Consider the following 12,348-nt stretch of genomic DNA (forward strand, 5'->3'; position numbering starts at 1 on the left):
CCTGCAAAGACCTCGCGCGTTATATGTTACGATTTTGTTTTTCTAAGAAATGATTGTTTAAAATCCGAAATATTTGAGTTCAAAATCATTCGGTTCAAAGGCTTGGACTTTAGGAATTAGGAATATAGAGTTTGTATCGCAAGGAAGGATAAGTAGAGATTCTGCGAAATGTTCTATATCTTTCTTTCGATAATAAACCGAACTTGAACAGGCTCCTTTGCAGCTAAGATACCCAGTGTAATTCGTAGCGTTGATTTGAATGACGTCACTCGGGTAGCTCAGGTTGCTTTGGTTGAGGCATTTTATAAATCTAATCCAAGAGACATTAGATACTTTATCTAATGCTTCGCTTCTGGGGATTAGGTTTGTTTGTAGATTTGCTTCGATGTCGATGAGGATGCAGTTTGACAGGAGTAGGAAGAGGCCTATAAGAATGATCCGGAATTTTGGTAGTGTATAATGAAAATTCATTTCTTTGCATCTCATTCCACTTCTTTAGGAAATCTTAAATCATTTATATAATATAAAAAGATATAATAAGAGAAGAGTGATGTGGATCAATTTTTAGATTTGTAAATTCACTTGACGCAATATTGAAAATATTTCGTTTTATTTCAATAAATAAACATAGTTGAGAATTGCTCTTGGGTGCCTGTTTTATGCGATTTTGCTTGAGGAAATGAATGATTATAAGTGTAAAAAATAAAATTCTAATATTTTTAATTTTAATGTTACTTTCTTGTTCTCGACAACCTTATATAAAATCTATTCCGGAAATTTCTCCAGGGAAAGAAGTAACTCTGAAAATTGATTTTGATAATTCTTTAATGCCAGAATACGAAGAAATGGTAATAACTAAGTTTTGTTTGGGAAGGACTGAACAAGACTTGGACAGGAATTGTGAGGTAGATCCGATCATAAGCGATTATCCTGTTAAATCAAAAGAACCGATGCGTTTAATAATTCCTGAAGGTTACTATCCATATGGGAAAATGATATTCTGGGCGAAGAGCCCCTCCTTTGGTTCTCGGAGTTCGATGGCAGTAGCGTATTTTTCCAAGGATTTTGAAAAGACTTTAGATAAGAAAGATTGCAAATTAAAGGGCGTCTCTTTAGAGGGAAGTGTTAGCATTCTGCGGTATAATTGTAGAGGATTTATCTTTAGGAGCAAAGAAACTCACCTTGTGACATTTCGTGTAGTTGATGAATCCTATATGGATGGGTTAATACTATATACTGCCTTTACTCCTTTTCCCTTAGGCGGAGATTATCAAGCTGCTGAAATTGGTTATTCGATACAGAAATAATAAGAACGGTTTCTATATATTTTTCCTAATACTTTTTAGCTCCTGACCATCTGCACTTTCAACTTAATCGCTTTCTTGGCTTTCGTTGCCTTTTTCTTAGAAAGAGAAAGTTTCGAATAAGTCATCTCCAAAGAATCAGTAACATCTTCCCAGGTGCAGGAAGCGGCGATCTTTCTCGCAGCGAGACCGAGTTTGGCTGCTAACTTTTTGTTTTCTGCTAATAGACAAGACTGTTCTATAAATTCTTCTTCTTTGTCGAAACCACTGAGCAAGGCGGACTTGCCGTGTTTGAGATGTTGGTTGGCGGCCGCGTAATTATAAGCTACGATCGGAAGTCCGGATGCCATCGCTTCTACGATTACATTTCCGAAAGTTTCTGTTAGGCTTGGGAATAGAAATAGATCTCCGGTAGCATAATGTTCTGCCAGTTCTTTTCCTTTTCTCATTCCTCTGAATATAAAATCCGGATTTTCTTTTTGCAATTTTTCTTTGGAAGGTCCGTCTCCCACTAAGATCAATTTTGCATTTGGAACTCTTGTTTGGAGTCTGCGAAATGTTCTTACTAATAGATCCAGATTTTTTTCTGGAGCTAATCTTCCCACGTATAGAACTCCAAGTTCAGAAGGTTTTAACCCCCATTCTGTTTTTAATTTGGAATTCCTACGAGCAGGATGAAATAGATCTGAATCAATCCCTCTGGAAACCACTTGCACATTTGTGTAACCTTGTTCTGTTAGCTGTTCTCTGATCTGAGCAGTTGGAACCAAGGTCATCTGTGTTCTATTATGTAGTCCTTTTAGGTAATTATGGACCAGTTTTCCTGCGAATCCGAATTTATAATATTTTGCGTATGCGTGGAAATTTGTCCTAAAATCGCTGATGATTGGAATTCCAACATGTCTGGCTGCCCTGACTGCGGACCAACCGAGCGGCCCTTCCGTGACCACATGTACTATATCAGGTTTTTCTAATTCGATTAATCTGCGTAGCAGGTATTTTTCAGGAAATCCGAATCTTAGATCTTCGTATAAAGGTATTTTTGCACCTCTTACAAGTACTTCTCTGTAGTTATTGCTTGCTGTTGCATAATCATTATGGCCTTGTTTTGGGCGAACCAGAATGATCTCGTGACCTCTTTGTAAAAGATCGCCCAACATTCTATGAAGTGTCTTGGCGACTCCGTTGATCTCCGGAGGAAATGTTTCGGTCACCACTAAAATTCGAAAGGGACCTGCTTTAGGATAAGAACTGATATATGTCGATGGAAGCATCGACTTTTGATCATCTTAAATTTTTGTATCTACTCCATGAAGAGAGAATTACTTTTTCGTTACAGAGTGCGGACCGAGGGCAGATTATTGTTCGATCCCTGTGGCGAATGCCTTTCTTAAAAGCCTTCCACAATAAACTGATTCTGCGTAAGCCAGGCCGGATGTGGAATATCTGGAGATTATTCCATAAGTAGTGACAGTTGGATCGATCCAAGGATAAAACCCGAATTTTCCGGGGCTGCTATATGCGGAATCATTTCCGGAAGAATCTTCTACCCAATGTCCGTAAGAATAATGTACATCTTCCAAAACAAAGGGTGAATATTTTGCTTGGGTTGGATGCGCAGAAGGTAATGTAGGAACAAGATCGGCGCCCAAATAAGTTCGGATCGTTAAATCAGAATTTAATATTCTTCTTAAGAATTGTGCATAAACGGAAGCAGAAGTCCTAACTCCTCCTGCAAGTTGGGGAACAGCATAGTCTATCCCAGGATTGGATCCTCCGAATAATGTGTTTCCTATCTCAGTTGCTAATTGTGCGCGAGTATAATTTGTAAGTGCAGGAGTTAAGCCGCTTGGATTCAAAGCTGCATACGCTTGGAAATGTGCTCCATTATAATAAAAATAATTTAGATCACTTGCATTATAATAGTTATTATTATTTGTATTATCTCTTCCTGGACCGTTCGTAAAACAGGCATTTACTGTAAGAGCAAGATTACATTTGTTATCGCTTAGGTTATCGTAACCGGATCTCATTCTAAGGTACGATTGTTCTACCGATGTTGGAGGAGTTACTAACTTCTCCAACACATAAGCTCCCCAGATCCATTTAGATGCGGAAGCTATTAAAAGTAATGTGGATCCATTCACAGAACCATTTACGGAAGAATATCCATAAGCTCCATTTACATCTCCAATTTCCCAATAGAAAGCACCCAGTTTGGTACAAGTAGAATTTTTGGTCGCTGTAGCTTCTACCGCATCTAATTGGGTTTGTTTAGTAGAATCCACTACAGTGAATTCTGCAGGAACTCGCATATTCGATAATGCTAATGTAGACATTAGAGAAGAAAGTGGATCTTCGCTAGGCGGGGGAGGACAGGCAAAAAAAAGAGAAACAGGAAGAAGATACAAATACTTTCGCATAATAACTCTCTAACTCAATTCGACGCAGTCATCCTAGAATAACTGCTGAGTTTAATTGATTTTTCGTTTAGGTAGTTATTTTTTCTTTTTTGGTTTAGCTGCCGGTGGAGGATTACGAAGTTCGTTCAATTTATCAGTCAGCCATTTTTCGGATTCTACTTCCTTTCCGTCAGGAAATTTGATCTTATATGCTGTTCCTGTGATTGAGGATTTGCTTGCTAATCCTTTGATAAAATCCTCTGTGCTAGTTATCTTACTTTTGGCTGCGTCATACTTTTTAAGTAAGTGAGCTTTTGCTTCGTCCAGCTTATGTTCCGAACCATTTCTGATAAAAACACAACCTTTGCAAGAATCTAAGGAAGATACTAATGTTTTGATCTCGTCTTCGGGTTCTGCTCCGAAAACAAAATTGGAACTTAAAATTAAAAACACGATCAGAAGAATGGATGAGATTTTTTTCATAGATAGTCCGGAGAATTAAATTTGGTCTGCTTACTTATGGCAATCAAGTATTCGAAATTCTATAATTTTCTTAGGTTCCTTTTTTTCGTGACTGTAAAGATCCATTTTGCGTATTCTTCCTAAAAGGAAGCCCTGGGTGAAAAAATTCGTTTTATTTTGTATATTCTTATTTGGTCTTACCTCCCTTCATTCTCAGGAGCAGACAACTTCTCTCGAAACAAAAGATAGATCTCGTTGGGATCTTGTATGGAGGAGTGCCGTTGTCCCGGGTTGGGGACTTCTTCATGCAAAAGAATACAGAAAAGCTAGATTCACTATGATAGTCACTTCTATATTAATTCTTTCTGAATTGAAAGGACATAAAGAAGAATTAGAAAGAAAAGAAGAGTTCGAAAACGCAAAGAATCTATTTATCGCGTATTCTAATTTTTATCCTCAGCCAGATCCTGGAACGATGATCTTTTTAGCGAATTACCAACATAGTAAAGAGGATGATTTGGAGGGAGTTCGCAGCAGGAATGATCTTAGGTTGGCTCTTTTAGGAACAAAGTATATTCTTCAATTGGCTTATACGTATTGGAGAGGTATCAAATGGGAAGAAGGAGATAGTTCTTCTGGATTCGATTTTAATATTCGAACTTATGCACAATCAGATGCGAGATATCAAGTTAGAGATACATTTGGAGTGGATTTAAAGTATAATTTTCGTTTTTAAGACTTCTTCACTTACCGATCAGTTTTTCGAATATCGATCCAATAATATGGAACTAAAGAATAATATGGAGAAGATGAAAAAGTTCATAAAGATCCAGAAGTAAAAGTAGTTGGAGAACACCATATCCCAAGGAGGCCAAATAGAATAGACTAGATTTATATTTTGAGCCTGATCAGTAAAAAAGTAACTTAAGACTTGTACAAAAGTATACCAAAGAAAAGATCCAAGCCAAGGAAGGGGAGTGATACCAATCTTTCTCAAACAATAAATCGATAAGATTGTATATAATGAATGTGTAAAATAGGATAGTTTATCTAAAGTATAATCGTTTAATAGTTCGTCCGAAAGCCAAAAGATGGAACCTAATATCGCCCAAAAACCTCCAATCCGGATTCCCTTTCGAAATCCAAAGATCAGGCTTCCAGAGAGAAGGAATGCAGAAACATGACAGATCCAAAAATAATTATTCGGTTCTCTCCATAAATAATTCGTAATTACTACATAGGAAAAAAGGAAGATTCCTAAAATTCTAAAATGATCCGGATATTTTCCGAAGGGCTTCATAAGTTTATTTTAGAAACTAAAATGGATCTAAGAGTTCCGAACTATGGAGAAAATCTTTGCCATTGTTTTCCTTCTTTCCAGACTTGAAATTCTCCAGGTAAAAACTGGGTCCAAATTTCATTTTGGGTCAAAGGACTTGTGGCTAAGACAGTTACTACGTCTTTCGGATTTGTATGTTTACTAAAGTCGATGCTTAGATCTGCATCTATAAGTTTGGCCTCTCCGAATGGTGCATGTCTTGTGATATAAACAAGTTTTGTAGAACAATATGCGTATAAATATTTAGAATCGGAAATTAAGATATTCGAAACTCCTTTTTTGCCAAGTTTGGAAAGTAGTTTGCGGATCTCTTGGGAGAGTTGTATTTCGTTTTTAGGTCTTGTCTTAAACTTCTTCTTTAATTCAGAAAGCACCCAACAAAAAGCATATTCGCTGTCAGTTGTTCCTACAGGTGCAAAATCTTTTAATGGTTCCTTTTTCACTCCTTTCAATTGTCCGTTATGAGCAAAGGTCCAATAAAAACCCCAGAGTTCTCGAACGAATGGATGCGTATTTTTCAGATCTACCTTACCGCGATTTGCTTTTCGGATATGTGAAATGACTAAATTACTTTTGATCGGAAATGTACGGACCAGTTCCGCCAACTGAGAATCGACACTTGCTTGAGGATCTTGAAAGACCCTGCAACCTTTACCTTCATAAAATGCGATCCCCCATCCATCTTTATGGGGTCCGGTTTTCCCGCCTCTTTGGACAAGGCCGGTGAAACTGAAGCATATATCTGTAGGAACATTTGCGCTCATTCCCAAAAGTTCGCACATTCTGGATTTCCTCTGTTATATTAGAATAATTGTCGCTAATGCGAATCCTGTTTGTCCAGGACTTTTTTCCTAAAAAGAAATGGCGGAACTCTTGCAGAATTCAAGCCAGAACCCCAATTTGATCGGGTGATTCTTCATATCGACACGGAAACCGGCTGGAGAGGAGGGGAAAGGCAACTTTTTCTTCTCGCAGAAGGTTTAAAAAAACACAAAATCCCTCAGCTCATTCTTTGTAAACCAGGCTCTGCATTAGAGACCCGTGCTAACGAGGTTGGACTTCCAACAGTTACTCTTCCTTTAAAAGGAGAATGGGACTTTGGTTCCGTAAAGGCACTCCAAGAACTCATCGTATCTAAAGGGATCAAACTCATTCATGCACATACTGCAAAAGCACATTCTATTGCTTGGATGGCGAAAGCAAAACATCCTAAAGTGAAACTTGTAGTTTCGAGAAGAGTGGATTTCAGGCTTAGGAAGAATTGGTTTAGCAAACGTAAATACGTTTCTGATCGAGTGGACCTTTACTTAAGTGTTTCAAATCGTATCCGCGAAATCCTGATCATGGATGGGATTGATCCAGCTAAAGTTGTGACTGTATATAGCGGGATCGATTTAGGTATTTCTAAAAAAGCTAGTGATACTTCTTACTTAAGAAAAGAATTCAATCTTTCTAAAGATGAACTGATCATTGGAAATATAGCTGCATTAGTTGATCATAAGGATCAAAAAACATTACTCAATGCTTTATCCAATATTGAAACGGATAAAAAGTACAAGGTCCTAATCGTTGGCGAAGGTGAACTCAGAAAAGAGCTAGAACGTATCGCTTCTGAGAAAAAACTTTTGGATAAAGTGATCTTCACAGGATTCAGAACAGATATCTCCGAACTTCTTTCCTTATTCGATATTTTCACATTAACTTCCAAAGAAGAAGGCCTCGGAACTTCTGTATTAGACGCGATGGCATCTGGCTTACCAATCGTAGCAACAAATGGTGGTGGCATCGCGGAAATGTTGACTGAAGGTAAGGGTGCATTCGTTTCTCAGGTAGGAGATGCAATTTCTCTTGCTTCTTCTTATAAAACCTTATTAGAAGATCCTAAAGTTCGAAAATCTATGGGAGCATTTAATAAAGAATCCGTAAAAAGATTTTCTGTTAAAAACACCATCAAGAAAACTGAACTGGCATATTATAGTTTATTGGGCGAAGAGATCTATTCTAACTCTAAAGGAAAATCCGGGGAAGCAGCATGAAAAAATTACTCATAGTAGACGGCCACGCATTCGCATTCAGGGCGTATTATGCTTTTGCGGCTTCCAATTTGAAAAATTCTAAAACAGGACAACCAAGTGGTGCGGTTTTCGGATTTTTTAGAATGTTATTCAAACTATTCGAAGATTATTCTCCTACTCACGTAGCAATGACATTCGATCCTGGCGGACCATTAGAAAGAGGGGCTACATTTGCAGAATATAAAGCAAATCGTAAACCTATGCCGGAAGATCTTCGCCCCCAATTGAATGAGATCATGGAAACCTTAAAGGTTCTAGGTTTTAGGATCCTGAAGATTGAAAAACACGAGGCGGACGATATCATCGGAACTCTTGCAGAAAATTATAAATCTTCTGCAAAAGAGATTTTGATCTTCTCCGGAGATAAGGACTTATACCAATTATTAGAAAAAAAGAATATTAAAATGCTCAGAGGTAAAAAGGGAGTCACTGAATTTGTGGAAATTGACTCCGCCTGGGTAAAAGAAGAAGTGGGTGTAGACGTAAAACAAATCCCTGACTATATGGGGATCGTTGGAGATACTTCTGATAATATTCCTGGTGTTAAGGGTATTGGAGAGAAGGGCGCTTCTAAACTAATCCAAGAATATAAAAACCTAGAAGGGATTTATAAAAATATAGAGAAGATCAAAAACCCTGGTTTAAAGAACAAACTCATTGAGCATAAAGATAATGCGTTCATGTCCAGGCAATTGGCCACGATCAAAAGAGATTTGGATCTTGGTATTAAAGATGATGATCTTAAACTCCCAGACTATGCGTCTGACGAAGGGATCAAATACCTAAAGAACCAAGGATATAATGTTCTATCCCGGGACTTAGCTAAGTCTGTAGGAAAAGAACCTCCTAAAGATGATCCAGAAGAAGCAACAGCAGGATCTGCAAAAGGCCCAGCAGCCAAAAAAGGAATTTATAAACGAGTAGAGAGTATCGAAGAACTGACCAAACTTGCAAGAGCTTGGAAAAAATCTCCGATCCTTTCGGTGGATACCGAAACCACTTCCCAGTATGCATTTGATGCGGAACTCCTTGGAATTTCTTTGTGTAACCAAGAAGGAACCGGTTTTTATATTCCAGTTTCCCATACACAAGAGGGCTTATTTGCATATAAGGAACAACTTCTTCCTCTGGATCAGGTTCGAGAAATATTAGGACCTATATTAGCAGATCCGAATATTCCTAAAGTCGGCCAGAATATTAAGTATGATTTGATCGTTCTGCAAAACCACGGATTTGAAGTCACAAATATCGTTTTTGATACTATGATCGTGGCTTATATTTTGGCGCCTGAAAGCCGCAGATTTAATATGGATGATCTTGCAGAAGATCTTCTAAATTATAAGACGATCACTTATGCTGAACTCGTGGGAACAGGTAAGAACAAAAAAAATCTTTGGGAAGTGGATCTGGACAAGGTCTCAGAATACGCTGCAGAAGATGCGGATATTACTTTAAGATTATATAATGTTCTTCGTAAATCCTTGAAACAATCCGGTTTGGAAAGTGTATTTAAGGATATTGATCTGCCATTGATCCCTGTTTTGACTCAAATGGAGAAGGCCGGGGTTGCAGTAGATTCAAAATATTTTGCAGAACTCTCGAAAGATTTCCAAAGAGAAGTAAAAGATTTGGAAAGGGGAATCTACAAAGCGGCAGGAAAAGAATTCAATATCGCTTCTACCAAAGAACTTCAGAAAATATTATTCGATGAGTTACAACTAAGAGTTGTAAAAAAGACCCAAACAGGTTATTCCACGGACCACGAGGTTTTGGAGGAATTATTGGGAGAACATCCAATCATTGAAAAACTTTTGGATTATAGAAAATATACAAAGTTGATCTCTACTTATGTGGATACTCTTCCTAGTATGGCTTCTCCTAAAGATGAAAGAATTCATACCAGCTATAATATGACGATAGCTGCGACAGGAAGACTTTCTTCTACAGATCCGAACTTACAAAATATTCCGATCCGAGAAAAAGAAGGAAGATTGATCCGAAAAGGTTTTATCTCCGGTCATAAAGATTTTGAGATCTTAAGTTTAGACTATTCTCAGATAGAACTACGGATCATGGCTCATATATCCAAAGATCCTGCAATGATGGATGCTTACAAAAAAGGTATCGATATCCACAAAAGAACCGCTGCGGCAATCTACGGAGTTTCAGAAGATCTGGTTAGCCCTGAAATGAGGGATAAGGCAAAAGTAGTTAACTTTTCCGTAATATATGGGGTCACTCCTTATGGTCTTAGCCGAAATCTAAGGATCTCTAGAGATGAGGCAAAAAGTTTTATAGAAAGATATCTAACTCAATATCCAGGTGTCCAAAAGTATATGGATGATACAGTCGCCTTCTGTGAAGAGAAGGGTTATGTAGAAACCATGAAAGGAAGAAGGAGACCTGTTCCGGATATTACATCCACTCATCGTCAGGCAAAAGAAGGAGCCAAAAGGGTAGCGATCAACACTCCTATCCAAGGAACCTGCGCAGACATGATCAAGATCGCAATGATCCAGATCCAAGACGAGATTGAAAAAAGAAAATGGAAATCCAAACTTCTACTCCAAGTACATGACGAATTGGTATTCGAAGTCTATAAATCGGAAAAGGATGAGTTCCTAAAAGTTTGTAAAAAGCTGATGGAGAACGCGCTTCCTCTGGATGTTCCAATCAAGGTAGAAGGAAAATTCGGACAAAACTGGGACGAGGCTCATTAATTTTTAGTTGAGTCTTCGGCCAAACTACTCTTAAAATTCGGCCGCTTGGAGAGAACTTTATGGAAATCTCTTATTCCAGAAAAAAGTTCCTGAAACTTTTGGCGTTATCCGCCGCGGGTTTAGGATTGTCGGAGAAAATGATTTCTCCGTTATTCTCCCAAACGTCCGGAGCTTCTAAAATGTTAAAACGTAAGATCCCAAAAACTGGAGAAGAAATTCCTGCGATCGGTTTAGGCACTTGGCAGACTTTAGATGTGGATCCGGATCCTTCTTCTTTGGCTCCTTTAAAAGAAGTTTTGTCGGAGTTCCTACAAACTGGAGGAGGAGTGATAGATTCTTCTCCCATGTACGGTCGTTCCGAGGAAATTTTCGGGATCTTATCCAAGGATTTTTCCGACGCTGAAAAAAAGAAATTTTTTTTAGCCACTAAGGTTTGGATCAGGGGAGAAGCGGCCGGAAAATCACAGATCGAGGCTTCTTTCAAAAAGATGAAAGCCGACAAGATTGATCTATTCCAAATCCATAATTTACTAGATACTCAAACTCATCTCAAAACATTAAGAGGCCTGAAAGAAAAAGGGAAGATCCGATATATAGGCCTAACTCATTTTACTACATCCGCGTTCTCTGAAATGGAACGGATCTCTGAAAAAGAAAAACCGGATTTTTTGCAGATACCTTATTCTATCCAAACACGTGAAGCAGAAAATCGGATTTTACCTTTCGCCCAGGAACATGGGATCGCAGTCCTAATCAACCGCCCTTTCGAAGAAGGTGGGCTTTTCAGAAATACAAAAGGAAAAATATTACCTGAGTATTTTAAAGAATGGGATTGTAATTCGTTCGCGCAAGTCTTCTTAAAATATATTCTTTCTCATCCGGCAGTGACTTGTGCAATCCCTGCTACTTCTAAAATTTCTCATCTTAAAGATAATATGGGAGCGGGACTTGGCAGATTTCCGGAAGGCAAAGAAAGAAAAGTTTTTCTATCCAACCTTCTAGACGCAATGGACTGAAATTTCCTCTACGTTACCCATTTTACACTTCCCATTCCGAAAGCAGGGAGTACAATATTGCTCCTTCTGGAGGAGTCTATGTCGGAACCGCTTTGGAGAACCCACCCTTTAGCCTGGAAGGCATCGGGAGCTTTCTTTGAATGGAAAAAAAGGAAACTATTCTATCGGATAGGTGGAGAAGGAGAAGCTCTTCTTCTTTTACATGGATTTCCCACTTCTTCCTGGGATTGGAAGGACGTATGGGAAACTCTTACGCATCAGTACAAAGTCCTGACCTTAGATTATCTGGGTTTCGGCTTTTCTGAAAAACCTAAAGACGGACATTATTCTATTTTTGAATACGCTGACCAGGCAGAGTTCTTCCTACAAGAGCAAGGCATCAAAAAGGTACATATTCTTGCTCACGATCTGGGAGATACCGTCGCACAAGAATTGGTCGCAAGATTTAGGGAGAAGTTATCTGGGCAGAGGATCGGCGGACCCGACTTGGAGTCTGTATTCTTTCTAAATGGTGGAATTTTTCCGGAAACTCATAGACCTAGAGCAGTTCAGAAATTATTAAACGGACCCTTGGGATTTTTATTCTCTCGTTTAGTGAACAAAACTTCCTTTCAAAAAAGTTTTTCAGAAGTTTTCGGACCGAATACAAAACCTCCTCAAGAGGAGTTGGATGGTTTTTGGGAATGTGTGAACAACGGAGGGGGGAAGTTGATCTATCACAAGTTGATAAGATACATGAGAGAAAGAAAAATTTTCAGAGATAGATGGGTGGGATCCATACTCGACTGTCCAATTCCTTATGCATTGGCAGATGGTCTGGATGATCCAGTCAGCGGCAAACATGTGGTGGATCGATTGAGAGAGATGAGACCGGATGCGAAAGTTTACGAACTCCCAGGTATAGGACATTATCCTCAGACAGAAGCTGCAGACCAGGTTTTGAAAGCGTACTCAAACTTCAGATCTAAACTTTGATATTTCTCAGATAGTTTGGTGACCGGATTTATTTCCTTGAAAAAAGGAAGAAACC

General features: G+C 38.6%; 11 protein-coding genes. 6 read left to right on the top strand and 5 right to left on the bottom strand.

The features are described from left to right. Positions 1-683: 683 nt before the first annotated feature. Positions 684-1,307 (top strand): hypothetical protein, encoded by a 624-nt coding sequence (locus EHQ52_RS09540; protein ID WP_135614965.1) that lies wholly within the window; start codon positions 684-686, stop codon positions 1,305-1,307. Between the two features lie 35 nt (positions 1,308-1,342). Here the strand turns inward: EHQ52_RS09540 and EHQ52_RS09545 are convergent, their stop codons facing one another. The 3 genes from EHQ52_RS09545 to EHQ52_RS09555 all read right to left on the bottom strand — a co-directional run bounded on the left by EHQ52_RS09545 (position 1,343) and on the right by EHQ52_RS09555 (position 4,189). After that, a complete protein-coding gene (locus tag EHQ52_RS09545) occupies positions 1,343-2,578 on the bottom strand; it encodes a glycosyltransferase family 4 protein (protein WP_135614966.1) in 1,236 nt (411 codons plus the stop codon). Between the two features lie 84 nt (positions 2,579-2,662). After that, positions 2,663-3,727, bottom strand: coding sequence for a hypothetical protein (locus tag EHQ52_RS09550; protein WP_135614967.1), 1,065 nt, complete (start codon positions 3,725-3,727; stop codon positions 2,663-2,665). A 75-nt stretch (positions 3,728-3,802) separates the two neighbouring features. Further along, on the bottom strand, positions 3,803-4,189 hold the full coding sequence (locus EHQ52_RS09555; RefSeq protein ID WP_135614968.1) for a YfeK family protein: 387 nt from the start codon (positions 4,187-4,189) through the stop codon (positions 3,803-3,805). Between the two features lie 136 nt (positions 4,190-4,325). On the opposite strand from EHQ52_RS09555, the gene EHQ52_RS09560 reads away from it, so the two are divergent. Then, positions 4,326-4,904, top strand: a complete 579-nt coding sequence (locus EHQ52_RS09560) for a hypothetical protein (protein ID WP_135614969.1) — start codon at positions 4,326-4,328, stop codon at positions 4,902-4,904. 18 nt (positions 4,905-4,922) lie between these two features. Here EHQ52_RS09560 and EHQ52_RS09565 read toward each other — a convergent pair whose 3' ends face one another. Both EHQ52_RS09565 and EHQ52_RS09570 read right to left on the bottom strand, forming a co-directional pair. Then, entirely contained in the window at positions 4,923-5,468 is a 546-nt protein-coding gene (locus EHQ52_RS09565; protein WP_135614970.1) for a hypothetical protein, read from the bottom strand. Between the two features lie 41 nt (positions 5,469-5,509). Next, positions 5,510-6,289, bottom strand: a complete 780-nt coding sequence (locus tag EHQ52_RS09570) for a class II glutamine amidotransferase (RefSeq protein ID WP_135614971.1) — start codon at positions 6,287-6,289, stop codon at positions 5,510-5,512. A 126-nt stretch (positions 6,290-6,415) separates the two neighbouring features. Here EHQ52_RS09570 and EHQ52_RS09575 point away from each other — a divergent pair, with 126 nt between their 5' ends. From EHQ52_RS09575 to EHQ52_RS09590, 4 genes are all read left to right on the top strand, one after another. Then, positions 6,416-7,543: a glycosyltransferase gene (locus EHQ52_RS09575; protein WP_135615704.1), complete on the top strand. Its 1,128-nt coding sequence runs from the start codon at positions 6,416-6,418 to the stop codon at positions 7,541-7,543. After that, the gene (polA, locus tag EHQ52_RS09580; RefSeq protein ID WP_135614972.1) at positions 7,540-10,302 is read left to right on the top strand and encodes a DNA polymerase I; all 2,763 of its coding nucleotides are present in this window, start codon (positions 7,540-7,542) and stop codon (positions 10,300-10,302) included. The genes EHQ52_RS09575 and polA overlap by 4 nt, the downstream gene beginning before the upstream one ends. Positions 10,303-10,361: 59 nt before the next feature. After that, complete coding sequence (locus EHQ52_RS09585; protein ID WP_135614973.1) at positions 10,362-11,318, top strand: aldo/keto reductase; 957 nt, start codon at positions 10,362-10,364, stop codon at positions 11,316-11,318. Between the two features lie 78 nt (positions 11,319-11,396). Continuing rightward, positions 11,397-12,293, top strand: a complete 897-nt coding sequence (locus tag EHQ52_RS09590; RefSeq protein ID WP_135614974.1) for an alpha/beta fold hydrolase — start codon at positions 11,397-11,399, stop codon at positions 12,291-12,293. The last annotated feature ends 55 nt before the right edge of the window (positions 12,294-12,348 follow it).

The organism is Leptospira koniambonensis, from assembly GCF_004769555.1.
Lineage (GTDB): Bacteria > Spirochaetota > Leptospiria > Leptospirales > Leptospiraceae > Leptospira_B > Leptospira_B koniambonensis.

Bases quoted from the DNA above. Each gene is read 5' to 3' on its own strand.
- EHQ52_RS09540 (WP_135614965.1), top strand. From the start codon at position 684: ATGATTATAAGTGTAAAAAATAAAATTCTAATATTTTTAATTTTAATG.
- EHQ52_RS09545 (WP_135614966.1), bottom strand. From the start codon at position 2,578: ATGCTTCCATCGACATATATCAGTTCTTATCCTAAAGCAGGTCCCTTT.
- EHQ52_RS09550 (WP_135614967.1), bottom strand. From the start codon at position 3,727: ATGCGAAAGTATTTGTATCTTCTTCCTGTTTCTCTTTTTTTTGCCTGT.
- EHQ52_RS09555 (WP_135614968.1), bottom strand. From the start codon at position 4,189: ATGAAAAAAATCTCATCCATTCTTCTGATCGTGTTTTTAATTTTAAGT.
- EHQ52_RS09565 (WP_135614970.1), bottom strand. From the start codon at position 5,468: ATGAAGCCCTTCGGAAAATATCCGGATCATTTTAGAATTTTAGGAATC.
- EHQ52_RS09570 (WP_135614971.1), bottom strand. From the start codon at position 6,289: ATGTGCGAACTTTTGGGAATGAGCGCAAATGTTCCTACAGATATATGC.
- polA (WP_135614972.1), top strand. From the start codon at position 7,540: ATGAAAAAATTACTCATAGTAGACGGCCACGCATTCGCATTCAGGGCG.
- EHQ52_RS09585 (WP_135614973.1), top strand. From the start codon at position 10,362: ATGGAAATCTCTTATTCCAGAAAAAAGTTCCTGAAACTTTTGGCGTTA.
- EHQ52_RS09590 (WP_135614974.1), top strand. From the start codon at position 11,397: ATGTCGGAACCGCTTTGGAGAACCCACCCTTTAGCCTGGAAGGCATCG.